Raw genomic sequence first — 22,308 nt, 5'->3', positions numbered from 1 at the left:
GCAAGGCGGTGCGGGTCGCTGAAGACCGGGCCGTTCGGCCCTCCCCCGGCGACCCGCACCGTGGCTACGCTCCCACCGGTTCCGTGGTCGGCGCGAAGGCGGCCAGATGGTCCTGCGCCCAGTGGGAGAAGGTGCGTGCCGGGTGTCCCGTCAAGGCCTCGACCGTGCCGTCGACCCCCGCCTTGGCGCCCGCGCGCTGGCGCTCGGCGCTCTCCAGCAGGGCCTGGACCACCGGTGGCGGATAGCGTCGGGCCAGACCGGCACGGGCCTCGTCGAGCGTCAACTCCGCGAAGCGCAGCGGTATCCCCAGCAGCCCGGCGAGCTGCCGGGTCTGTCCGGCGGCGGTGACGGCCTCGGGTCCGGTCAGGGTGTAGGCGTGCCCGGCGTGCCCCTCCTCGGTCAGGACGCGTACGGCGGCCTCCGCGATGTCCCGCGGGTCCACGCAGGCATTGCCCGACGTCCCGTACAGCGCGCGGACGGTGCGCTCGGATCGTACGGAAGCAGCCCAGGAAAGGGAGTTGGACATGAACGCGCGCGGCCGCAGCAGGGTCCACTCCAGGCCGGAGGCCCGCAGGAGTTCCTCGCCGGCCCGCTGCCACCGGGTGATGAGGTCATCGGCCTCCTCATCGAGCACGGCCGCCGCCGAGAGCTTCACCACCCGTCGTACTCCGGCCAATTGCGCGGCCCGCACGAACCGCGCGTCGTCGTCGCCGGAGGGCCGCGTGGTGACGAGGAACGCCGTGCGCACCCCCTTGAGAGCCCGCGCCAGCGACTGCGGGTCCTCGAAGTCCCCGGCGGTCTTCTCCGCCGTCGGCGCCGCCCCCACGATCTTCGCGGGGTCCCTGGACATGAGGCGGACGCGTAAATCGGCGGGAAGTCGCTCAACCAATGCTCGACCCACCGTTCCGGTGGCTCCGGTCACCAGAATCATCGCGATCCCTCCCCCGCCCGGGCCCCGGTCGCACCGGTGCCCCACCTGATCGCCGCCATCTCAGTCCCCTCCCTGTAGGCAATGCTTTTTGGCAACTCCTTGAATCTGTTACAAGCCAAGGGGCTGCGCGAGAGCCAACCAGCTGTAAGATACAAACTGGACGGTTTTTTTGTTGGGTCTCCGGGCTCATCGACTGGAGGAGGCCGAAGTTGGTCAAGCAGGACCGGGCGATCCGGACTCGACACGCAATCCTGACGGCGGCGGCAAAGGTCTTCGAGGAGCGCGGCTACCAGGCCGCGACCATCAGCGAGATCCTGGCGGTCGCCGGAGTGACCAAGGGTGCTCTGTACTTCCACTTCCCCTCGAAGGAACACCTCGCCGAAGGCGTGCTCCACGAGCAGGACCAGCGGCTGCCCATCCCCGAGCGTCCCTGCACGGTGCAGCGGCTCGTGGACACCGTTGTGCTGCACGCCTACCACCTGCAGACCGATCCGATGGTCCGGGCGAGCGTGCGGCTGTCGCTGGACCAGCAGGCCCAGGGACTCGACCGCAGCGGCCCCTTCCTGCGCTGGAGTGAGGTCGGCACGGAGATGCTGGAGAAGGCCCAGGTCCAGGGGGAACTGCTCTCCCACGTCAACCCGGCCGAGACCGCCGACGTCGTGGTCGGCGCCTTCGCGGGCGTGCAGGCGATGTCCCAGGCCCTGTGCAACTACCAGGACCTGCCACGCCGGGTCAGCTGCCTGCTCCAGCATCTGCTGCCCAGCGTGGTGGTCCCCTCCGTGCTGGCCACGGTCGACATCACCGAGCACCGCGGTGCCGCGGTCCAGACCGAGCTCGAGGCCCTGCACGCCGCGTCCTTGCGCGTCCCCGTCAGCTGACGGTCCCGGCCAGCACACCCCTGGCCTCCACTGCCGCGCCCGGCCCGAAGTACCCGGTCAGAGCGGCGGTCGGCCCGTCGCTCCCGGCGGCCCAGGCGATGTAGCCGTCGGGCCGCACCAGGAGGGCGGGACAGGACAGCTGAGGCACCGGTTCGGCGTGCACCACCCGCACCAGCCCCGCCCAGCCGCGCGCCTGTTCCGCGTAGTCGTCGCCCCGGTCGCCGAGGACGAGCAGCAGCGGCCGCCCCTCGCCCAGCAGCGAGATCACATCGGTCCGCCCCTTGCCGGTCACCAGGTCGACGTTGTGCAGAAACCTTCCTTCCCAAGGGGAGGAATCCGCACCGCGAACCGGCAGCACCGTGTCCTGGGCGCTGACCATGGACGCCAGCACCCCGCTCTCCCGGCCGCCGGCCAGCAGCTCGCCGAACAGCTCCCGCAGCGGGTCGAGTTCGGGGGCGGGCCGCATCAGCGCAAGCTGGGCCCGGGTGTTGTCGATGACCCGCTGTGCGGCGGGCCGGCGCTCCTCGTCATAGGTGTCGAGCAGCCCTTCGCCGGCGGACCCGCGCACCGTGAAGGCGAGCTTCCAGCCGAGGTTGACGGCGTCCAGCAGCCCGGTGCTCAGCCCCTGACCGCCGATCGGGAAGTGCAGATGCGCCGCGTCCCCGGCCAGGAACACCCGGCCCTTGCGGTAGCAGTCGGCCAGCCGGGAGAAGTCACTGAACCTGCTCAGCCACCGCGGCTCGCCCATCGCGACGTCCCGCCCGACCAGCCAGGACACCTCCGCACGCAACTCCTCCAGCGTCAGCGGCGCATGCCGGTCCTGGTGGGCGCCGTCGCAGTTGAGGGTCCGCAGCCGGACCGCGCCCGCTCCCAGGTGCTTGGTGACGATCCAGCCGCGCGGGGTGCGGTGCCAGCCGGGCGGAAGGTCCTCAGCGACGTCGAGGCGGACGTCACCGGCCATCGCCGAGACGGTGGCCGGGTAGGTCCGGGACGCGAAGCCCGCCCCCTCCCGTACGAGACTTCGTGCCCCGTCCGTCCCCACGAGATAGTCGCCCGTACACGTCACTTGGCCGTCCGGTCCCTCGGCCACGACGGCCACCCCGTCCGGCCCCTGCCGGACCTCAATCACCCGGTACCCGCGCACGATCCGCGCACCGGCGGCCCGCGCCCGCTGCCCGAAGTGACGCTCGAGGTCCTCCTGCGCGCACTTCAGAATCGGCTCCGGCTCCGCGGCGGGCGCCGAGATGGCCAGCCCCGGGATGCCCGCGAAGTGGAACGGGCTGTTCGTCACTGCCGAGCCGGTGCACTCCCCTGCCGTCGCGAACCCGCTGAGATAACCGCGCCGGACCAGACACTGCACCGTACGGGCGTGCAGTGTCGTCGCCTTGGGCTGCCGGGAGACCTGGGCCTCCGCCTCGAAGACAACCGTGCGCACGCCGTATCCCGCCAGTTCGCAGGCGAGGACCATACCCACGGGCCCTCCGCCGACGATCACCACTTGAGCCTGCATACCACGCATCGTTGCGGGCCTCCCCCAGTCGTGGACCAATGGCGCATAGGGCAGGCGGAGAACCAAGGCGTACGACCGTCCAGCAGGCCCCGCCCGAATCAACTCCCCGTCTCCCTCCGGGAGTTGAGCTGCCCCATTCGCTCATAAGTGCGGACAGCGAAAAAATATACCGGGTGGACGGTTCTTTGCAACGTCGGCCGGAATCCCTGAACCGTTCTTTGCCTGCGGGGGGTTCGGGGTGGGTCTGTCCCCGACGCGGCGACGCTACTTCCACAGCGTGCTTCCGGGCTCGGACGTCACAGGGCCTGACGGAACTGGCCTCTCGGGGTCAACTCTGCGTCCAGTGGAAGGAGTTGGAGCGAAAGCGACTGTCAGACACGGTACGGAGCTACCAGCGCACCGACGGCACCTACGTTCGCGGTCACTACCGCAGGACCAGCGGTCCGGTCGTTGCGGCGGTCAGTGGAGGCACCGGCGCCGCGAGCACACCAAGCTCCCCTGCCAGCGTCAGCGATCACTTATCCCGCCCGTAAGGGCGGACGGGGGCGCACCGACGCACCGGCCGACCGGGCTGCCGTGACGATCCGTCATTTCGCCTGCCCGCCACACACAGGCGACCTACTCGCCGCTCGTGCGGTGCGGCCGGGTCCGGTCCAGACCGGACCCGGCCGTCGGGTGGGGTTCATACCGCCTTCTCACAGGCTGCGGGCGGTGATGCCCCCTGGGAGGTGGTGGCGCGGATGTCGAGTTCGGCGGTGCCGTCGTTCTTCAGGGCGTTGCTGATACGGCCGTTGCCGGTCTCGGCGTCGAGGGTGGCCGAGACGCCGGCTGCTGCGGTGACCGTGATGCTGCCGGACTGGGTGCGCAGGACGACCGCGCCCCGTACGGCTTCGGCGACCCGGATGTCACCCCGCGCGGTGCTGATCTCCGCCGGGCCGTCCAGCCGTCCGATCTCCACGTCGCCGTCGATCGCGGTGAGGCGGACGCTCGCGGCCTCCTCGATCCTGATCCGCCGGTACGCGCCTTCGAAGACGACGTCGCCGAGGCGGCCGGCACCGCTCAGCTCGGAGCTGGCGGTCTTCGCCTCGACCCGGGAGCCGGCGGGGAGTTGGACGGTGACCTCCAGGGAGCCACCAGCGCCGAGGAGCTGGTTCTTGGGGTCGGCGGTGCGGATGTGCAGGACGCCGTCGGCGTAGTCGACGCTCGTCCGCTCGGCGGCCTGGACGTCGCGCTTCTTGGCGGGGTCGGCGGGCAGGACCTCAACGGTGGTGTCGGCGCGGTCGGCGGCGACGAACTGGATGCGGCCGGCGGGGATGTCGAGGACGGCGGAGATCGGGGCGGGGGTGTCGTACTTCTGCATGATGTTCTCCTGTGTTGCGCGGTCGTCGTTTCCGATGACGGAAAAGCTACGTTGCTTTCCAGATTCAGACAACACAGTTGTTGCAAGCAATCAGCATTTCCGCAGTTCACATCGCCAAAACTGTTGCAACGAGCCTGAGGCAAATGCAACGACAACCTCATCGCTCATTGCAATGAATGAAGGTGAAAGCTCAGGGCAGCAGCTGGGCCACGTCCGACGACAACGGGCCGCCCTCGGAACGTTCGGTCTTGCAGCCCTTGCTGCCCGGCGCCAGGGTGCGCGGGTCTATCGCCTCGGCGGGGGCGCCGGTCGTGTACAGGCCCTCGGGCGCGGTGTCCCGGTCGTGCGGCAGCAGCCAGAACACCCGGCGCCGGAACGTGCCCGAGGAGCGGGAGGGCTTGGCACGGGGACCCAGCACCGCGTAGCCGACCATACGTCCGTCGCGGTGGTAGGCGGGCTTGCCGCGGCGCGTCGGCAGCCGGTCAAGGCTCTGACGTACGTAGTCGAGCGTGCTGATGTCCTCGAGCCAGACGAGGTCGTCCTCGTGGACGAGCTCGTCCTCGGCGATGAGGGCGCTCATGCTGTCTCCTCGTCGGCGACAAGTCCGATGCCCGGGTAGTACTTGCGCTGGTTGGACAGGATCATCTCCTTGGGCGACACCAGTCCCACCACTTCTCGGACCCGCGCCGCGAAGGCCCGGGACGAGATCGCCGGGGCCCCCTCATTCTGGCACCAAGTCTTATAAACCGCGTAGAGCTGGGTCTGTTCGGCCCGCAGCGCGGGGGCCAGCCGGCAGGACTCTGACAGGAAGCGGCCGGTGTGGTCCTCGGTCTCCGCGTACGCCGTCGTGGCGATCCGTACCCGCTCGGGTCCAGTGAGGTCCTTCTGGCCGCCCAGGTAGCGACGGGCGCCCAGGATCAGCCAGTTGAGGATGCCGGGGCCCTCCTCGGTGACGAGGATGTCCGCCAGGTTGTCGATCTTACGGTCGTCCGGGACGACCCGCTGGAACGGAATCAGCCGCATGCGCCGCCAGAACGCGAAGCCTCCGGTGCCCACTTCGGGCCGGTGGTTGCCCAGCAGCCAGAGTTTGTGGGTGGGTTGGAAGCTGAAGAAGTCCTGGCGCATCCGGCGGGCCTTGATGCGGTCGCCGCCCGTCAGGAGCTTGACCCGGGCCTCGTCGAAGCGGTCGCCGGGCTTGACCTCGCTGCACACGATGACGCGTCGGCCGTGCAGTTCGGCCAGGTCGGTGGGATGCCCCTCGTACGGGCGGGCCATCAGGAAGCCGGGCGGGGCGGCGTCGGCGTAGTCCCCGATGAGTTTGATCAGGACGTCCAGGAGCACCGACTTGCCGTTCTTGCCGGAGCCGAACAGGAACGGCATGACCTGCCCGCCGACGTCGCCGGTGATGGAGTAGCCCAGCAGCAGATGCAGGAAGTCGATCATCTCGGCGCCCTCGGGACCGTCGCCGAAGGTGTCGGTGAGGAAGCGGTCCCAGCGCGGCGTGGGCATCGCCTGGGGCGCCGCGGTGGTGGAGCGGGAGTGGAAGTCCTTGTCGGGGTCGGGGGTACGGATCAGCCCGGTACGCAGGTCTACGACTCCGGCCGGGGTGCACAGCGCGTACGGGTCGGCGTCCAGCCGGGCGGCGTTGAGGACCATGCCGGGAGCGGACTTGGCCTGCGCGAGCATCGCGTTCATGCCGCTGGTGCTCAGGGCCCGGCGGCGGTGCTGCTGCAACGCGGAGGAGGTGAACACGCCGCGCGGGTCGTTGCTCGCGAGGGACTCGGCGAGGTCGCCGGCCGCCCACATCACGGTGTCGTCCTCGTCCATCTGCCAGCGGGTGCTGTCCCAGCGGAACCAGCCGAGGCCGGGGACGTGCCGGTAGTCGTTGGAGTAGAGCCTGACGAACAGTTTGGCGTTGCCGCGGTCGCTGAGGGTGTCGGGCAGCAGCCCGTCGGAGGTGGCCTCCCCCGAGGCCGGGGCCACCTCCTCGGGACAGGAGCGGGGCACGGGCTGGGCGAGGATCTGTGCGGCGACGGCCTGGGGGTCGAAAGCCTGGGCGCCGTGGGTCTCAGCCTCGTAGGTCTCAGCCTCGTAGGTCTGGACGCTGTAAGTCTCGGCGCCGTACGTCTGCGCGTCGAAAAGCGTGTCTTCCTGGCGGGACGTCATGCGCGACCTCCCGGCAGCAGTGGACGGGTGCGGCCGGCGTTGAGCCCGCTGCGGATGATGGCCGTGTAGCGGCGTTCCTGGCCCGGCCTGGCGTGTTCGGCGGCTTCCTTGAGGGCGTGCTCGGCCTCGTCCACGGTGAGCTGCCCACCGGCCACCAGCCCGCCCGCGGTGAAGGCGGCCCGGTTCAACTTCTCCGAGAACGCCGCTCCTTCGGCGACGGAGGCGCAGGCGGCCACCTCTGCCAGCAGCGCGGCCAGGACCCGGTTGGCGGCTCCCTCACCGCCTCCTGCGGCCAGCACTGCCTGCCGGGCCCGCGGGGGGACCGGTCGGGGCGCGGGGACGTACGCAGGCGGCAGATGGCCGGTGCGCTCCAGTTCGCGGGCCAGCCAGTCGGGCAGCGGCGCGGGTTCGCGTGCGGGGCCCACGGGCTCGTAGATGCCCGCGTCGGTGACGGTGCCGGGGGCGACGATGTACCCGCCGTGCGCCCGCACGTCGACCTGCCAGGCCAGGGCGCGGACGCCGGAGCCGGTGGAGCACTGCCAGCGGTGGCCGCTGTGGGCCCGGTACCAGACGTGCAGGCCGCCCGAGGGGGTCCTGACGCGCAGGGTCCTCTCGTCGTCGGCGGGGCTGGGGAAGCCGCGCAGGGCGGCCAGCACGCCGATGGTGTGGAAGCCGTTGGCCAGCCCGGTCAGGTCGATGCTGTCGGCGATGCCGATGCCCGGTAACAGGCGGTCCCGACTCGGCAGTTGGCGTTCGTGCGCGTCGATGTCGATGACCAGGAGGTTCGCGGGCCCGCAGGAGATGCCGACGCCGAAGCCGGGGTTGGCGCCCCACCAGCGCTCGATGCGGGCGAAGTCGAGGGTGGCGGCGTGGAATCCGTGGCACCAGCGGCCCGCGGCCGGACAGCCGCAGCCCTTGTGGTGATGGCCGGGACGTCGGCAGTCCTCGCAGTTGCCCGCGGGGGTCTTGCGCCCCGGGGCCAGCGGATGGACGGGCCATCCTCGGCTGGCACACCACCGAGCCGTCATCAGCGCGCCCGCGAGCGGGGCGGACACAGATGAGTAGCTACGCCAGTTGTGCAGCTCAGAGGCCATGCGCACCCCCCACCAGCGACCGAAGCGACTGAGCGACCAAAACAGCCTAGCGAAGCAAGTGGGAACGGAGAGTCCCCTGTGGAAAACAAAGATTCGATTCGATTCGGAACCCAGCTACCGAAGGGACAGCGACCCAGCGACTGAAGCAGCTTCGGTAGCTGTTCAGTCGCTCATGGAAAAGCGCAGGTCAGAGGGGCTGAAGAGACCAAAACAGCGACTGAAGCGACTGAGCGACTGAATATATGACGCGCACACGCGCACACGCACACGCACGCACGCACACGCCAATGTCTTCATATACCCGAACCTTGAGTCGCTTCAGTCGCTGTTTCCCTGGGTGCACTCCATCTGACCTGGCACTTCTTCTCAGCGACTGAGTAGCTACCGAACCCGCTTCAGTAGCTGGACTTCAGTCGCTGACCGCTCTCCGAGCCGATCGGAGCTCAGCGATCGAAGCCGACGCCGCTCGCGGGCCCAGCTACCGAAGCGACTCAAGCGACTCTGCATCCGACCTGAAGCCGGGCGGAGCCAGCCCGTCCGAAAAGCAGCGGTGCGCTCGCCGTTTTCCTTCGCACATGTGTGGATTTCGATCGCTTCAGTCGCTGTTCCCCGCCCGAAAACGCCCTGACCTGGGCCTTCTTGGTAGCGACCGAGAGCGGACGGGAGCGACCCAAGCCTCGCCGCCGCGCCCCCGGGCCAAGCGGCAACACCGTTACCCCGTACGGCCACCTTCTTCCCCTCCTGGCCCATACTGATCTCCTGCGGGAAACGCGGGCGAACAAGGACGCCGGGCGAGCGAGGAGAGGAAATGCCGGAGCGCACTCACGAGTTCGGCCTGTACGGCGCCCGTGGCATCAAGGGCCACGAGGCCGTCGCCCGCCGCCTGGACGCCCTCGCCGGCTACATCGCCACGCCCATCACCGCCAAGCGCGGTCTGCTGGCCCGCCTGCACTACCTCACCCGCACCGACCACGCCCGCGCCGCCGCCCGCGCCGCGGGCCTGACGGTCACCGACCGCACCCTGAAGGCGTGGCTGGACGGCAAGCGCAGCCCGTCCAAGAAGAACCTCGACCGCATCGAGCAGGCCTACCGCACCGTCCGCCGCCACAACACCGCCCGCTACCTCCTGGCCCGCCTCAACCGCGAGGGCCGCGGCACCCGCGTCGAGATCCACCCCCTCAACCAGTCGCAGGTCCCCCGCCCCCGCCAGCGCGTGGTGGAGTTCCGCACCCTCAACGTCCGCCACTGGGACCGCATCGTCGAGGCCTGGGCCGCCGACAACCTCCAGGCCCTCGACGACGCCTGGGTCGACCAGATCGTGGACCTGGGCTCGCAGTGGGGCCAGTACGAGTACGTCACGAACATCGGGTTCGCGGCCTGAGCCACCTATCCGCCCACCACGGCGTACGCCTGCCACCCCACCGGGCTCGCCATTCCGGCACGGTGCTCCGCCTCGCCTGACAGGCCAGGCTGGTCGATTTGTCCCGAATGTGGGTATAGCTGGTGCCCGGACCGGATACCCGGGCCAAATGGTACGGACGCTGAAAAGGCATGGAACGCCTGGCGGGCACCCTGCGGCAAGCCAGGAGGCTGATGCCGCGCAGGCCCCTGAAGCCGGGCCGGACGAGCAGGTTCAGCGGCAGGCGCCGGATACTCCGACAGATCTGCCCAAGAGCTCCTGGGGGGCGGTGCTGAAAGGCGCCCTGAGGGAGTTCAAGAAGGACGAGCTGACCGACCGGGCGGCAGCACTGGCCTACTACGGGATCCTGGCGCTCTTCCCGGCCCTGCTGGCGCTGATCTCGCTGCTGGGGATCGTCGGGCAGTCGGCGACACAGAAGGTGCTGGACAACATCCAGAAACTGGCACCGGGCGCCGCCCGAGACGTCCTCACCAACGCGGTCAAACAGATGCAGGGCAACGCCGGGCTCGGCTCGATCATGGCGATCGTAGGTCTGGGGCTCGCGGTGTGGTCGGCGTCCGGTTATGTCGCGGCGTTCATCCGCTGCGCGAACGCCGTCTACGACGTGCCCGAAGGCCGCCCGGTGTGGAAGGTGCTGCCGGTCCGCGTCGGGGTGACCGCGGTCCTGATGGTTCTTGCGGTGATCAGCGCCGTGATCGTGGTGTTCACCGGCAGCCTGGCCCACCAGGTCGGCACCGCGCTCGGGGTCGGGGACACCTTTTTGACGGTCTGGTCGATCGCGAAGTGGCCGGTGCTGATCCTCCTGGTCACCGTCATGATCGCGATTCTGTACTGGGCGACGCCGAACGTGCGGGCGCGCGGATTCCGCTGGATCACGCCGGGCAGTTTGCTGGCGCTGGCGATCTGGATGATCGCCTCGGCCGCCTTCGCGCTGTACGTGGCGAACTTCGCCTCCTACAACAAGACCTACGGCACCTTCGCCGGCATCATCGTCTTCCTGGTGTGGCTGTGGATCACCAATCTGGCGATCCTCCTGGGCCTGGAGTTCGACGCGGAACTGGCCCGCCAGCGCGCCGTGGCGGGCGGCCATCCGGCCGACAGGGAGCCGTACGTCGAGCCGCGGGACACCCGCAAGTGGGACGACGAGGACCGCCGCCGATTCGGATCCTGAGGGAGCCGCCGGGCCGTTGCGGGCTTCGCCGCCCCGGCGAAGCCGATCCGAGAGCGGTGTGGGAGAACTCTGTGCGGGAAGTCGGCTGATCATGGGAACGATGGCGGACCTTCGCGACGGGGAGCGCCTGCTGTCCCGTCGGGCGATCGGCTGGGGGCCGCCCTGGGTGCGGCGCTTGGCGCCCGTGGTGCAGGAGGCGGCCGAGAACACGAGGCTGTGGTGCGCGACAGCCATAGCGATGACCGCCGTCGGCGGGTGGCCCGGTCGCACGGCGGCCGCCGCCGGGATGGCGGCCATGGGCGTGGCCCAGGTGTTGTCCAACGCGGTTGCCAAACCGCTCTGCCGCAGGCGCCGCCCGCCAGCGGAGTGGGTGCCTCCGGAGGAACTCCAGGAGCGCCCGGACAGCTCTTCTTTCCCTTCCGGGCACACCGCCGCAGCCGTCGCTTTCGCGGGTGGTGTCGCACCGGTGTGGCCGGCCGCCGGTGCCGCCTGTGGCGCCTCGGCGGTGATGGTGGCCGCGCAGCGGGTGCACAGCGGTGCCCACTACCCCTTCGATGTGACGGCCGGCGGGGTTATCGGTCTCTCTGCCGCCGCCCTGGTGCGCTGCGCACCGCAACTCCTGCGGCGACGCCTCGTGTGACGGGTGGTGATGCGTGGCTGCCTGAGGTCCCGGGGGCAGCCGGTCCACGAATCTGAGCAGCAAGGGCGCCCTGAGCGGAGTCCTGGCCGGCGCGGAAGCAGCGCCGTCATCCGGCCCGTCCCTCACACCGCCGGTCGCGGCGCCCGCCCTCAAACAGCATCGTCCCGCTCCCCCCGCCCGGTTTCTCAGGCTGTGTCTGCGGGTCCCGACGGCACGATCACAGTGACCGTGGTTCCGGTGCCGGGGATGTGCCGCACCGTCAGGGTGCCGTCGAGGGCGGCCACCCGCTCGTTCAAGGCGGCCAGGTCCGCGCCCGTCACCGGTTCCGTTCCGTCGTCCGCGACGGTGACCACCAGATCGGTACTGTCCGTGCCGTCCGGGCCGTGGTCGGCGGTGACGTGGACGTGGTCGGCCCCGCCGTGGTCCACGGCCCGCTCAACCGCCTCCGCGACCAGGAGGTACGCATGCGTCTCGACCAGCTCGGGCAGCCGCTCGGAGAACGTGCCCGAGACGGTCGTACGACTGGGGCGGCGCCGGGCGAGGGCGGCGAGTGCCGCGGGCAGTCCTCCGGCGCGCAGGGCGCCGGGGCACAGGGCGTCGGTGACCTCCCGCACGCCGGCCAGGGCCTCCTCGGTGTCACGGACCGCGTCGCTGAGCAGGCCGGCCGCCTGCGCAGGGACCGCGGTCAGCTCCTCGCGGGCTATGTTCAGTCCGAGCAGCGTCCTGACCATCCGTTCCTGTACCTCGTGCTGGAGGACCCTGGCGTGGCGGCGGTCCCGCTCCGCCTGCCGGTGTGCCAGACGCCGGTACAGCGGGCCTGTCCTGCCAGGACTACGGCCGCCGAGACGCGGCTCGGCGTCGAGTGGCCGGAAGACGTACAGGTCCGCTTCGCCGCCCGTGCCGGGCAGCGGCATGCGGTTCCACTCGACCGGCAGGAGCGTGCCGTCGATCCGGGTGAGGGCGCCGCCGCCACTGTCAAGGTCCGCGGCGGGGGACGGGCGGCCGTCGAGCCCCAGCAGTTGGGCGGGGTCGTCGTATCCCATCGCTTCGGCGGCCGCCCGGTTGGCGTAGCGCACCAGGTGGGCGGCGTCCACGGCCCAGACGGGCTGGCGTATGACGTCAAAGACGCTTCCCCAATCGCCGGCGATCGACGTCATCGCGCAGGTTCCTTCCCCCCGGGCCCGGTGGCTCGCCCACCGCGCCCCGTCACTGGCCCGACTCTCACATCCGGTCCAGGGGCACGCATCAGTCATTTGACTTGAAAGAATGCCCTGTTGACTTGAAAGAGTGCCCGGGAAAGGGATCGACCGCTCTCAGTCCTTCGCGAGGGACATGACCCCGGCGATGCGGTAGGCGTCCGCCTCGTCCAGGGTCTCGTGCTCCAGCAGGGCGTGCGCGAGGGCGTCCAACTGGCTGCGGTGATCGCGGAGTTTGCGGCAGGCCTCCTCGTAGCACTCGTCGACGATCCGGCGCATCTCGCCGTCGATGACGTCGAGGGTCTGCGGGGCAGCGGCCAGCCCGTAGGCCTGCTGACCGTCGTTGGGCAGAGCCGACAGCCGGCCCACCCGTTCGCTCATCCCCCACCGGGCGACCATGCCGCGCGCGATGTTGGTGACCTGCTCCAAGTCGCTCTCCGCGCCGGTAGTGATCACGCCGTAGACGACCTGCTCGGCGGCCATGCCCCCCAGCGCGCCGATGATCCGGCCGCGCAAGTACTCCTCGGTGTACGCGTACTTGTCGGCGTCCGGCGTCGACAGCGTCACCCCGAGCGCCCTGCCGCGCGGCACGATGGTGATCTTGCGGACCGGGTCGGCGCCCGGTTGCAGCATGCCGAGGAGGGCGTGTCCGCTCTCGTGGTACGCCGTGCGGCGGCGTTCCTCTTCGGGCATCACCAGCGGGCGTTGCGCGCCGAGTTGGACCTTCTCCAGGGCGTCGGAGAGATCGTGCGCGGTGACGCGGACCTGGTCGCGCTTGACGGCGAGCAGGGCGGCCTCGTTGGCGAGGTTGGCGAGTTCGGCGCCGGTCATGCCCGGGGTGGCCTTGGCGACCTGGGCGAGGTCGACGTCCGGGGCGAGCGGCATGGAGCGGGTGTGGATGTGCAGGATGGCCTCGCGGCCGGTGCGGTCCGGCGGGGAGACGGTCACCACCCGGTCGAAGCGGCCGGGGCGGGTCAGCGCCGCATCGAGGATCTCGGCGCGGTTGGTGGCGGCGATGACGATGACGCCCTCGGAGGCGGAGAAGCCGTCCATCTCGGTGAGGATCTGGTTGAGGGTCTGCTCGCGCTCGTCGTGGCCGCCGATCGAGGAGCCGGTGCGGGCCCGGCCGATGGTGTCGATCTCGTCGATGAAGACGATCGCCGGGGCCACCTTGCGCGCCTCGGCGAACAGCTCCCGCACCCGGGAGGCGCCCACGCCGACGATCATCTCGATGAACTCGGACGCCGAGGCGGAGAAGAACGGCACCCCCGCCTCGCCCGCCACCGCCCGTGCGAGCAGCGTCTTGCCGGTGCCGGGCGGGCCCGCGAGCAGCACGCCGCGCGGCATCTTGGCGCCCATCCGGCGGTAGGCGTCGGGGCGCTTGAGGAAGTCGACGACGTCGTTGAGTTCGTCCTGCACCTCGTCGATGCCGGCGACGTCGGCGAAGCTCGTCCGCTCCTGCTCCGCCTCGACCGGCTTCGGCGGCTTACGGCCCAACACGCCGCTCATGCCGCCGCCCAGTCCGCCGCCCGCCTTGCGGGCCACGAACACCCACACCCCGATCAGCAGCGCGGTCGGCAGGAGCGACACCAGCAGCGACTGGCCGAGGCCGGGCCCCTGCGCGACTGGCGAGGCGGAGACCGACACCTTCTTCTGCTCGATCTCCTTCCACAGCTGGTCGTTGTCGGCGAAGGCAGGCTTGTACGTCTTGAAGTGGACGTACGTCCCGTCGTCCGTGCTGCCGGGTACCTTCCGGGCCTGCTTCAGGGTGCCCTGGATCTGCGAGCCGCGTGAGTAGACGGTCTTGACGTTGCCCGCGTCCAACTGGGCCGTGAAGACCGTGTAGTCGACGGACGTGGTGCCGTCGCCGTGCATGCCGTTGTAGAGGAAGCCGGTCCCCAGGTAGATGACGAGAAAGATCACGACTTGCAGCAGGCAGCCGTTGCGGGAGCGGCGGCCGTCCGGGGTGGGCGAGCCGCCCGGCACTCCTTCGGAGCGCCAAGGTGACCGTGGGTCATGGCGGGGTGGTACGGGTGCGGCCATCAGGCCTCTCCTCACAAGCGGAGCACGGAAAGTTAGGGGACTCGGTTGGCACGGCGGACCATGACGGTCGAGACCAGGCCGAGCATCAGGGCGAGCACGCCGAGGACCACGCCCCCGACGGCGGTGGCTCGGCCCGGGGCCTGGCCCACCACCCAGGGCGAGACCGCCATCCACAGGCCGGTGACGCCGAGGGCGACGCTCAGCCCGGTCATGCGTTCCGGGGCCACCGTGAAGCCGCCGGCCAGTAGACAGATGGCTTTGCCCACGACCAGGTCGTGCACCGCGAGGTCATGATGGCTGCGGGCGAAGCCCAGCACCCAGGGGGAGATCGCGTAGAAGAGGCCGACCAGGAAGACCGGCCCGTTCACCAGCGCCACGTCGTGACCGCTCAGCACCTGGATGCGGCGTCCCGATGTACCGAAGGTGTCGGACGGGTATGTGCTGCCGTCCCTTTGCTGCGTGAATCCTGGCACCTGAGGGCTCCTCACACTCGCCGTCCCGGGGGCTGCGTACACACATGGTGTCGTCGGTGCCCTCAGCGGGACATCACACATGTGAGTGATTGGCGGCTGGCCGGCCAGGAAGCTCCCACTCTATTTGTCCCTTTTGGCACGTTCATGTGATGTGGTCCGTTGCCGCACGGGGCACCTTCGGGCGGAGCACACTCCGCTCTCCCGAAAGGAGGATCCCGTGTCCGACACACAGAACTCGGTCCGCAGGGACCACGGCAGACTGGTCCAGTTGGGCCGGCGCTGGGGCTGGTTGGCCGTCCTGGCCGTGGGCCTGCTGCTGTTCTGGCTGATCCACTCGGCGCTGATCTCCACCGGGAACCCCAATCTCGTCCCCGCCCTGCTCTTCTTCGGGGCGTCCCTGGTACCGGCGGCTTTCGTGAGTTTCGTCGCCGGGCGGCGGCTCGACTTCGGCGTCGGATCGCCCGTCGTGGGCGTCACGGCCCTGGTCGGCGGCGCCATCGGGGTGACCACGGCCGGGTTCCTGGAGTACCGGACGCTGATCCTGCTGGACGTACTGCCGATGGCTGCCGTGGGGGTGATCGAGGAGGCGGCGAAACTCGTCATGCCGCTCGTACTGCTGCTGTTCATCCGGCGCCGCTCCCCCGGTGACGGCCTGCTCATCGGGGTCGCCTCGGGTGCGGGCTTCGCGGTGTTCGAGACGATGGGGTACGCCTTCGTCGAGCTCGTCCAGTCCGGCGGCGACCTGCACGTGGTGGATCATCTGCTCGTGGTGCGCGGCCTGTTGAGCCCGGCCGCCCACATGGCGTGGACCGGGCTGACGAGCGCGGCCCTGTGGTCGGCCGCGGAGCATCACTGGCGGCGCCGCTCCGTGGGGGTGCTCGTCCTGGTCTACGCGGTCGCCGTGGGCCTGCACACGGCCTGGGACAGCTTCGACGACGACACCGCCTACGCGGTGCTGGCCGCCGTCAGCCTGTCCCTGCTGGTGTACACCACCCACCGCCTGGCGGGCCTGTCCCGGTCTGCGGGTGCCGCCCTGGCCACGGTCTCGTCCACGGTGGCTCCCACACCCCAGACCTGATCCCAGGCCCCACGGGTGATCCGCCGTCAACTCACTGGTGGCGGCGGATCAGCTGAGGGTGGGCGTGGGAGAGGTGCCGGCGGGCGGCGGGTCCGTTCCGGTTCCGGGCCCGCCCGTCACCGGGACGCCGCGTCGTGGCTGTCGGCGCGCTGTGTTCCCCTGCCGAGCTGCCGGCGCTCGTCGTCGGACAGCCCGCCCCAGACGCCGTACGTCTCCCCCTGCTTGAGGGCCGTGGCCGCGCAGATGTCGACGACCTCGCAGCGGCCGCAGATCGCGCGGGCCCGCTCCTCGCGGACGCGGCGCGCGCGGCCCCGCTCGCCTGGCGGCGAGAAGAAGGTGGCGCTGCTCATTCCGCGGCAGGCGGCACGTTGCTGCCACTGCCAGTCGGTCAGCAAGGGGCGCAGTGTGTTCTTCGGCGTGTTCCGCATGGTCTTCCTCTCCCTGTCTCGCTACGCCTGTCCGGCCCCGGCGGCCGGACCCGTCGGCATCACTCCGCCAGCTGGGCCCACTCGTCCCAGTCCACGCCCTCCAGCTCGGTGCCCCTCGGGACCATGGCGTAGGTCCCGGCCAGCCATGTCATGACCGGCTCGGCGGGAATCTCGAAGACCGCCTTGCGGGCGCTGCCCACGCGGATGCAGAAGGAGGACGGCTCACCGTCGAGGTCGAGCACCGGCCAGAGCATCACGTCGCCCTCGCCCACGCGGGCGACCAGGCCGTCGGCCAGCAGATCCCTGGACAGCGCCCAGGTCACCGGCCGCACTCCGTCGGTGTCGAAGACCACGATGACGGCGAGCGGGTCCTGGGTGTCGTAGGAGAACTCGCACTGCAGCGGCAGGTCGAGCTCGGGGCACACCCAGTGGGTGATCTCCAGTGCGAGATGGCACTTCTTCATGGTCGCCTCCTAGTAGGACCTCAGCCGGTCGTTCGGCGTGAAACGTGGATTGCTGCTTTGCGGGCTGCTGAGCTCAGTCGATGGCGCGCAGTGTGCGGGAGTTCCGGCGTGCGGCGGCGAGCGCCTCGAAGGCCGAGGTGGCCACCAGTACGGCGCCGCCGACGTCAGCCAGCTGCTCCGGTGACACGAAGGGGAAGGCGGTCATGAACAGACCGGCCGAGACGATCACCGCGTTCAGGACGTCGTCGTAGACGAAGACGTGGCTCACCGAGGGCGAGGTGACGGAGATCGCCATGGTCAGACCCCGCAGCAGCCAGGCGCAGCCGGTCCACAGGGCCAGCAGGAACACCGTGTCGGCGCGTCCGGCGAAGAGGATCGCGCCCAGCGGCAGCGCGGCGACACCACCGCCGGCCAGCAGGCACCGGACGGCCGCCGAGGCCGTGGACCGGCGGACGGCCAGCAGTTGGAGCACTCCCTGGACCGCGATGTGCACCCCGAACAACGCCCCGGCCGCGGCCGGTGTGTGCACGGGCACGACGATCAGCAGGCCGCCCACGGCCGCCGAGACCAGCGAGCCGGCGACCATCGTCGCCCGGGTGAGGGCGCCGCCCGGGCGGGCACTCCACCGGGCGCCGGAGCGCCACACCTGGTGAGATACCGAGTGAGGTTCGGGCTGGCGCATCCGGTCGCGCACCTCATGAGGAGGTGTTTCCAGCTGAGCCATCTCTGTTCCCCGTTCTTGAGCCACAGGCATTCGAATTGCCGCGGCACGTATCTCGTCTGCCGGTGAACCTTGTTTCCTGCGGGCGTGGCGGCCCGAGGTGTGTGCACGGAGACCGGCCCCCACACTTCACGTTCTGGGAGTGGAACTCCCGAGCCGAGCACAAGTCTCTGAGCGGTCCGCAACCCGGTCTGTCGTGTGTTCCCTCGGCCTTCCTCGGGCTTCCCCCAAGGCTTTGTAGGGCCCACCCCACCCCGCGACGGGCACCGACCGTGTGACCTGCGGTGGCGTCCGGGCCTCGGCCGCACCGGAACCGTCGGCTCCGGGCTGGTCCGCCCCCAGACCTCGGGTTTTCCCTACACCCGTCGTCAGGTGGGCCCTCGGAGCGGCTCCGGTGTCCTTGACAGTCACCGGCCACGACAAGGACACATGCTGAGTCCCGGGCGACACACCTCACGCTGCCGCCGGGACACCTCACATGTGCCCCAGCCAGGCCGTGCGGCACACGGAACATGGAGGCTGCCTTGATGAAGGCGACGATGACCGACACCCCGGAGCTGCTCCGACGGCGCGTGCTGCGTCTCGTCCACCGTCATGAGGGTGGAGTGCTGTGGATCGAGGGGCCCGCCGACTCCGGCAAGTCCCATCTGCTGGCCCAAGCCGCCCAGCAGGCGGCCCCGACGGGAGCGACGGTCCTGACCGCCCCCCTGCTGGATGCCCTCGCGCCGCGGCAGCCCGAGGCCGGGGCCCAGGAGCCCGGCTCTCCGTACCAGGCGCTGCGGCAGGTCGAGGACGGACTGCGGGAACTCTCCCGGCAGCGGCCGGTGCTCGTCGTCCACGACGACGTGCACCACTGCGACGACCTGACGCTGCTCGCCCTGCGCACCCTCACCGCACGGCTGGCCGGGCTGCCCGTGCTGTGGATGCTCGCCGCACGCTCCCACCTCGACGTGCCCGCGGTCACGGCCCTGCGCCGCGACCTGCCGGCCGAGCAGACGGACGGCTTCGAACTCACCGCCCTCGACCCCGATGCCGTACGACGGCTCGTCACGGACCTCATGGGCCCGCGGGCCGCGGAGGCCGAACCGTATCTGCCGCTCCTCGGCGGGCTGCCGGGCACGATCCGGCACGCATGCGCGCTGCTCACCTCGTCGCCTGGGCATGACGAGGTGGCCTCGGCTGTCGTCGCACGTCGGCTCGACCAGTTGACGCCGCCCGCCCGCGAACTGGTCCTCACCGCCTCCGTGTTGGGCGACAGCGTCCGCGTACGGCATCTGTCCCGCATGTTGGAACTCAGGGAACCGGCGCTGTTGAGTCCGTTGCGCGAGGTGCTCGCGGCGGGGCTGATGCGCGCCGGGCGGGACCATCTCGCCTTCACGCATCCGTCGCTGCGTGCGGCCGTTGCCGCGACGTTGCCGCCGCCGGTTCAGGTGTCCCTGCGCCGGCGTTCGGTCGACCTCCGGCTCGCGGACGGCACCCCCGCGACGGCTCTCGCCGCCGAGATCGGCGCGCTGGCGGACCCCGGCGACGAGGGGGCGATCCGCGTCCTGGAGGCCGCCGCCCGGGAGGCCGCCCCCCTCGCCCCGGCGGCGGGCGCCGCACATGTGCGCCGTGCGATGGAGCTTGCCCTGCCCGCCACGCCCCGCCGTTCACGGCTGGCGGCGCGGCTGGTGCCGCTGCTGTGGGAGGCGGGCGAGTCCGACGAGGCCCGCGCCTTGGCCCGCGAGGTGCTCCAGACCCCGCCCGACCCGGTCACCCACGCGCATGTCTGTCTGGAACTGGCCCGGATGGGCGGCCCGTTCCCGGTGCACCAGGCCGATGCCCACCTGCGCCGCGCCCTGCACCACCCCGACGTCCCGTTGCCGGTGAAGGACCAGCTGCGGTCGACGACGTTGCTGAACCGGCTGCTCACGGGAGCGGCCGAGGAGGCAGGCGGTGCCGTGGCGGGGGCCCTGAGCCACGTCCGCGGCACCCACCCGCTGAACGACCTCACGCAGCGCACCCTCAGATCGGTCAGCGCCTGTCACCGGCAGCGCTGGAGCGACGCCCTCCGGCACAGCGAGCCGGTGCCGGCGCAGGCCGCCGAACTCGATCCGGCATACGGGCCCATGCTGCCCGAGGTCGTCCTGTCACTGGTCTGGAGAGCCGAGCTGCTGGGCCTGGCCGGCGACCACGAGGGCGCCGCGGATCTCATCGACAGCGGTCTGCTGGAGGCGGAACAGCGAGGCCGTGCGGCGTACGCGGCGCTGTGGCGGCCCGCGCGGGCCCGGCTGCTGCTGGGCGGCGGCCGACTGCGGGAAGCTGCACGGGAACTCGCTGTCACCCAGGAGCCGACCGGGCAGATGCCGGCCACGCCGGGCACTTCCGACGCCGCCGCTGAGGCGGCCGTGCTGTGCGCGCGGGCCCGGGCCGCCTTCCACATCGGCGACGACCGGGAGATGGAGGCGTGTGCGGCACGCGCGGAGGTCTGTCTCGCCGGCGATGACCGGCAGTTGCGGCGGGCCGGAGCGTGGGTGTCGGTCCTGGCCGCCCTGTACCGGGACGAGCCGCTGAGCGGCGAGCGGCTGAACGGTGCCGCCGCCCACGTGCGCCGGGGTTTCCTGCATGTGGCCTGTGTCGATGCGGGGGACCTCGTCCTGCTGGTGACGGCGGCGCTCGCCTCCGGGCAGCGTGAGATGGCGGCGACGGCGGTGCAGTTCGCCGAGGATCGGGCCCGGCTCAACCCCGGTCTGCCGCTGTTCACCGCCGCCGCCATGCACGCACGCGGCCTGTACGCGGGGGACGCTGAACTCCTCGTAGAGGCGGCGGAGGGCCACGGGGAGGTCCGCCCCCTGCTGCGGGCCCGCGCCCTGGAGGACGCCGGTAGGTGTCTCGCGGCGGCCGACGCCCGCGGTGCCCTGTCCCGCTTCGAGGACGCGCTCAGCGGCTACGCCGCCTGCGGGGCCGAACGCGACGTCCAGCGGGTGCGCGGAAGACTGCGCGCGCTCGGCGTACGGCCCCTGGCCACGGCGTCCGCCGCGCCCGCGGCACCGGCCGCCGAATGGCGCGGACTGACCAGGTCGGAGCTCGGCGTGGTGCGGCTGATCGCGCAGGGAGCCACCAACCGTGAGGCGGCGGAACGGTTGTTCGTCTCCCCGCACACCGTGAACACCCATCTGCGGCATGCCTTCGAGAAGCTGGGTGTCCGCTCCCGGGTACAGCTGGCCCGCCTGTACGCCCGCGAGGTCGAATCCCCCGGCGTCGCCGTGTGATCAGGTGAACACCTGCACACGTCGGCCGCCGACCGGCGCTCCGCACACGTGTTAACGTCGAAATGCAAATAGGTGCAAGCAGCATCCACCTTTGTCGCCTCGTGATCCGTGCTCGCCACGAGGTGCCCACCCGCCCCCAGGAGTGACCGTGCCGATCACCGCCCTAGACCGGAAGACCGCGTTGATCGTCGTCGACCTGCAGAAGGGCATCGTCGACCTGCCCCTCGCTCACCCGGTCGCCGATGTCATCGCCCGGAACGCCGAGCTGCTCGCCGCGTTCCGCCGCCGCGGGCTGCCCGTCGTGCTCGTCAACGTCGCCGGTGGCCCCGAAGGCCGCAACGACCTCGGCGCGAGCTTCCCCGCCCCGACCCCGCACTGGACCGAACTCGTCCCTGAGCTGGGCACGGGCAAGAACGACCACCTGATCACCAAGTACTCGCGCAGCGCCTTCACCGGCACCGGACTGAACGAGTGGCTGCGCCGGCGGGACGTCACCCAGGTCGTCGTCACCGGCATCGCCACCAGCAGCGGCGTGGAGTCCACCGTCCGCGACGCACACGAACAGAACTTCCATGTCACGGTCCCGGTCGACGCCGTCACCGACACCGACGGCGCGGCGCACGACCACACCATCACCAAGATCTACCCGCGCATCGCCGAGACGGGCAGCACCAAACACGTGCTGGCCGCTCTCGCCGTATCGCGTTGAGACCTGCGCAGGCCAGGACGGTCATCTCTCTTTCCTCGCCAACTCGGCGCGGACACACCGCGGGTTAGGATCCCGGCATGAATCAACCACTGCGGGCGGTGCTGGGAGAAGACCAGCCATTCATGCGCGAAGGTATCGCGGCCATCCTGCGCAAGTCCGGCATCGACGTGGTCGAGGCCGTCGACAACGCGGTGGACCTCGTCCGGGCCGCCGCGGAGCACCGCCCCGACGTGGTGATCACCGACATCAGGATGCCGCCGGGCCTGGAGGCGGACGGTTTGCGGGCGGCGCAGAAGATCCGCGCCGCCCGGCCGGAGACCGCCGTCATCGTCCTCTCCCAGTTCCTCGACGCTTCCTACGCGCTCGACCTGGTCGGGGACGATCCGAGCGGGGTCGGTTATCTCCTGAAGGAGAAGGTGGCCAGCCCGCAGCTCCTCATAGACGCCGTGGAGCGGGTCCTGGCGCGTGACTCGGCCCTGGACCCCGATGTGATCGCGGCGCTGCTGGGGCGCAAGCGTCCGGAGGACCCGCTGGCCGCGCTGACGCCGAAGGAGCGCGAGGTTCTGGCGCTGATGGCGGAGGGCCACTCCAACACAGGTATCTCCGAGCAGCTCTTCGTGAGTGTCGCCGCGGTGGAGCGACATGTGACCGGCATCTTCATGAAGCTGGGTCTCAGCCAGACGGCCACCGGGCAGCACCGGCGGGTCCTGGCGGTGCTGCGGTATCTGGGCCAGTAGACCCCGTAGCCCTGCGGGGCCGTGGTTCAGGGTGTGGC

Annotated in this window: 19 protein-coding genes and 1 pseudogene; 8 read left to right on the top strand and 12 right to left on the bottom strand. The window is 70.7% G+C overall.

The features are described 5' to 3' along the window. Positions 1 to 64 precede the first annotated feature (64 nt). Positions 65 to 931: an NAD(P)H-binding protein gene (locus IQ210_RS46020; RefSeq protein ID WP_194085224.1), complete on the bottom strand. Its 867-nt coding sequence runs from the start codon at positions 929 to 931 to the stop codon at positions 65 to 67. Between the two features lie 209 nt (positions 932 to 1,140). Here IQ210_RS46020 and IQ210_RS46015 point away from each other — a divergent pair, with 209 nt between their 5' ends. Beyond that, complete coding sequence (locus IQ210_RS46015) at positions 1,141 to 1,809, top strand: ScbR family autoregulator-binding transcription factor (protein ID WP_194085223.1); 669 nt, start codon at positions 1,141 to 1,143, stop codon at positions 1,807 to 1,809. Here the strand turns inward: IQ210_RS46015 and IQ210_RS46010 are convergent. From IQ210_RS46010 to IQ210_RS45990, 5 genes and pseudogenes are all read right to left on the bottom strand, one after another. Next, complete coding sequence (locus tag IQ210_RS46010) at positions 1,802 to 3,328, bottom strand: FAD-dependent monooxygenase (protein WP_194085222.1); 1,527 nt, start codon at positions 3,326 to 3,328, stop codon at positions 1,802 to 1,804. The two genes, IQ210_RS46015 and IQ210_RS46010, sit on opposite strands and share 8 nt — an antisense overlap. A gap of 686 nt (positions 3,329 to 4,014) precedes the next feature. Continuing rightward, positions 4,015 to 4,679, bottom strand: a pseudogene (locus IQ210_RS46005) (DUF4097 family beta strand repeat-containing protein). 190 nt (positions 4,680 to 4,869) lie between these two features. Further along, the gene (locus tag IQ210_RS46000) at positions 4,870 to 5,259 is read right to left on the bottom strand and encodes a DUF6009 family protein (protein ID WP_194085220.1); all 390 of its coding nucleotides are present in this window, start codon (positions 5,257 to 5,259) and stop codon (positions 4,870 to 4,872) included. After that, entirely contained in the window at positions 5,256 to 6,845 is a 1,590-nt protein-coding gene (locus tag IQ210_RS45995) for a DNA primase family protein (RefSeq protein WP_194085219.1), read from the bottom strand. Before IQ210_RS45995 ends, IQ210_RS46000 begins: the two co-directional genes overlap by 4 nt. Continuing rightward, complete coding sequence (locus tag IQ210_RS45990; RefSeq protein ID WP_407699751.1) at positions 6,842 to 7,873, bottom strand: bifunctional DNA primase/polymerase; 1,032 nt, start codon at positions 7,871 to 7,873, stop codon at positions 6,842 to 6,844. Before IQ210_RS45990 ends, IQ210_RS45995 begins: the two co-directional genes overlap by 4 nt. A gap of 874 nt (positions 7,874 to 8,747) precedes the next feature. On the opposite strand from IQ210_RS45990, the gene IQ210_RS45985 reads away from it, so the two are divergent. From IQ210_RS45985 to IQ210_RS45975, 3 genes are all read left to right on the top strand, one after another. Next, positions 8,748 to 9,320: a transcriptional regulator gene (locus tag IQ210_RS45985; RefSeq protein ID WP_194085217.1), complete on the top strand. Its 573-nt coding sequence runs from the start codon at positions 8,748 to 8,750 to the stop codon at positions 9,318 to 9,320. Positions 9,321 to 9,468: 148 nt separating this feature from the next. Beyond that, on the top strand, positions 9,469 to 10,530 hold the full coding sequence (locus tag IQ210_RS45980) for a YihY/virulence factor BrkB family protein (protein WP_194085216.1): 1,062 nt from the start codon (positions 9,469 to 9,471) through the stop codon (positions 10,528 to 10,530). Positions 10,531 to 10,630: 100 nt separating this feature from the next. After that, positions 10,631 to 11,170, top strand: a complete 540-nt coding sequence (locus tag IQ210_RS45975) for a phosphatase PAP2 family protein (protein ID WP_228049631.1) — start codon at positions 10,631 to 10,633, stop codon at positions 11,168 to 11,170. A gap of 185 nt (positions 11,171 to 11,355) precedes the next feature. On the opposite strand, the gene IQ210_RS45970 is transcribed toward IQ210_RS45975, so the two are convergent. The 3 genes from IQ210_RS45970 to IQ210_RS45960 form a co-directional block, all read right to left on the bottom strand. Next, complete coding sequence (locus IQ210_RS45970; RefSeq protein ID WP_194085214.1) at positions 11,356 to 12,327, bottom strand: sensor histidine kinase; 972 nt, start codon at positions 12,325 to 12,327, stop codon at positions 11,356 to 11,358. A 156-nt stretch (positions 12,328 to 12,483) separates the two neighbouring features. Then, the gene (ftsH, locus tag IQ210_RS45965) at positions 12,484 to 14,409 is read right to left on the bottom strand and encodes an ATP-dependent zinc metalloprotease FtsH (protein WP_194085213.1); all 1,926 of its coding nucleotides are present in this window, start codon (positions 14,407 to 14,409) and stop codon (positions 12,484 to 12,486) included. Positions 14,410 to 14,441: 32 nt separating this feature from the next. Next, positions 14,442 to 14,882, bottom strand: a complete 441-nt coding sequence (locus tag IQ210_RS45960; protein ID WP_256786467.1) for an SPW repeat protein — start codon at positions 14,880 to 14,882, stop codon at positions 14,442 to 14,444. Positions 14,883 to 15,099: 217 nt separating this feature from the next. Here IQ210_RS45960 and IQ210_RS45955 point away from each other — a divergent pair, with 217 nt between their 5' ends. Further along, a complete protein-coding gene (locus IQ210_RS45955; RefSeq protein ID WP_194085212.1) occupies positions 15,100 to 15,960 on the top strand; it encodes a PrsW family intramembrane metalloprotease in 861 nt (286 codons plus the stop codon). Between the two features lie 116 nt (positions 15,961 to 16,076). On the opposite strand, the gene IQ210_RS45950 is transcribed toward IQ210_RS45955, so the two are convergent. From IQ210_RS45950 to IQ210_RS45940, 3 genes are all read right to left on the bottom strand, one after another. Beyond that, the gene (locus tag IQ210_RS45950) at positions 16,077 to 16,388 is read right to left on the bottom strand and encodes a WhiB family transcriptional regulator (protein ID WP_194085211.1); all 312 of its coding nucleotides are present in this window, start codon (positions 16,386 to 16,388) and stop codon (positions 16,077 to 16,079) included. Between the two features lie 59 nt (positions 16,389 to 16,447). Further along, positions 16,448 to 16,852: an SsgA family sporulation/cell division regulator gene (locus tag IQ210_RS45945; RefSeq protein WP_194085210.1), complete on the bottom strand. Its 405-nt coding sequence runs from the start codon at positions 16,850 to 16,852 to the stop codon at positions 16,448 to 16,450. Positions 16,853 to 16,925: 73 nt separating this feature from the next. Then, a complete protein-coding gene (locus tag IQ210_RS45940) occupies positions 16,926 to 17,576 on the bottom strand; it encodes a hypothetical protein (protein ID WP_228049630.1) in 651 nt (216 codons plus the stop codon). 524 nt (positions 17,577 to 18,100) lie between these two features. Between IQ210_RS45940 and IQ210_RS45935 the strand changes: the two genes are divergently transcribed. From IQ210_RS45935 to IQ210_RS45925, 3 genes are all read left to right on the top strand, one after another. Then, complete coding sequence (locus tag IQ210_RS45935; RefSeq protein WP_228049629.1) at positions 18,101 to 20,824, top strand: helix-turn-helix transcriptional regulator; 2,724 nt, start codon at positions 18,101 to 18,103, stop codon at positions 20,822 to 20,824. A gap of 148 nt (positions 20,825 to 20,972) precedes the next feature. Next, complete coding sequence (locus IQ210_RS45930) at positions 20,973 to 21,533, top strand: isochorismatase family cysteine hydrolase (RefSeq protein ID WP_194085208.1); 561 nt, start codon at positions 20,973 to 20,975, stop codon at positions 21,531 to 21,533. Between the two features lie 77 nt (positions 21,534 to 21,610). Then, positions 21,611 to 22,270, top strand: coding sequence for a response regulator transcription factor (locus IQ210_RS45925; protein WP_194085207.1), 660 nt, complete (start codon positions 21,611 to 21,613; stop codon positions 22,268 to 22,270). The last annotated feature ends 38 nt before the right edge of the window (positions 22,271 to 22,308 follow it).

The organism is Streptomyces justiciae (assembly GCF_015163075.1).
In the GTDB taxonomy this organism is placed as follows: Bacteria; Actinomycetota; Actinomycetes; order Streptomycetales; family Streptomycetaceae; genus Streptomyces; species Streptomyces justiciae.
The sequence above is the reverse complement of the archived record's forward strand: the minus strand, read 5'-3'. Positions and strand labels throughout refer to the sequence as shown.

What these genes read in the sequence shown, in the direction of transcription:
- IQ210_RS45975 (WP_228049631.1), top strand. Translation starts at nt 10,631, where the DNA reads ATGGCGGACCTTCGCGACGGGGAGCGCCTGCTGTCCCGTCGGGCGATC.
- IQ210_RS46020 (WP_194085224.1), bottom strand. Translation starts at nt 931, where the DNA reads ATGATTCTGGTGACCGGAGCCACCGGAACGGTGGGTCGAGCATTGGTT.
- IQ210_RS45985 (WP_194085217.1), top strand. Translation starts at nt 8,748, where the DNA reads ATGCCGGAGCGCACTCACGAGTTCGGCCTGTACGGCGCCCGTGGCATC.
- IQ210_RS46000 (WP_194085220.1), bottom strand. Translation starts at nt 5,259, where the DNA reads ATGAGCGCCCTCATCGCCGAGGACGAGCTCGTCCACGAGGACGACCTC.
- IQ210_RS45935 (WP_228049629.1), top strand. Translation starts at nt 18,101, where the DNA reads ATGAAGGCGACGATGACCGACACCCCGGAGCTGCTCCGACGGCGCGTG.
- IQ210_RS45980 (WP_194085216.1), top strand. Translation starts at nt 9,469, where the DNA reads ATGGTACGGACGCTGAAAAGGCATGGAACGCCTGGCGGGCACCCTGCG.
- IQ210_RS45940 (WP_228049630.1), bottom strand. Translation starts at nt 17,576, where the DNA reads ATGGCTCAGCTGGAAACACCTCCTCATGAGGTGCGCGACCGGATGCGC.
- IQ210_RS45950 (WP_194085211.1), bottom strand. Translation starts at nt 16,388, where the DNA reads ATGCGGAACACGCCGAAGAACACACTGCGCCCCTTGCTGACCGACTGG.
- IQ210_RS45990 (WP_407699751.1), bottom strand. Translation starts at nt 7,873, where the DNA reads ATGACGGCTCGGTGGTGTGCCAGCCGAGGATGGCCCGTCCATCCGCTG.
- IQ210_RS45945 (WP_194085210.1), bottom strand. Translation starts at nt 16,852, where the DNA reads ATGAAGAAGTGCCATCTCGCACTGGAGATCACCCACTGGGTGTGCCCC.
- IQ210_RS45995 (WP_194085219.1), bottom strand. Translation starts at nt 6,845, where the DNA reads ATGACGTCCCGCCAGGAAGACACGCTTTTCGACGCGCAGACGTACGGC.
- IQ210_RS46010 (WP_194085222.1), bottom strand. Translation starts at nt 3,328, where the DNA reads ATGCGTGGTATGCAGGCTCAAGTGGTGATCGTCGGCGGAGGGCCCGTG.
- IQ210_RS45925 (WP_194085207.1), top strand. Translation starts at nt 21,611, where the DNA reads ATGAATCAACCACTGCGGGCGGTGCTGGGAGAAGACCAGCCATTCATG.
- IQ210_RS45970 (WP_194085214.1), bottom strand. Translation starts at nt 12,327, where the DNA reads ATGACGTCGATCGCCGGCGATTGGGGAAGCGTCTTTGACGTCATACGC.
- ftsH (WP_194085213.1), bottom strand. Translation starts at nt 14,409, where the DNA reads ATGGCCGCACCCGTACCACCCCGCCATGACCCACGGTCACCTTGGCGC.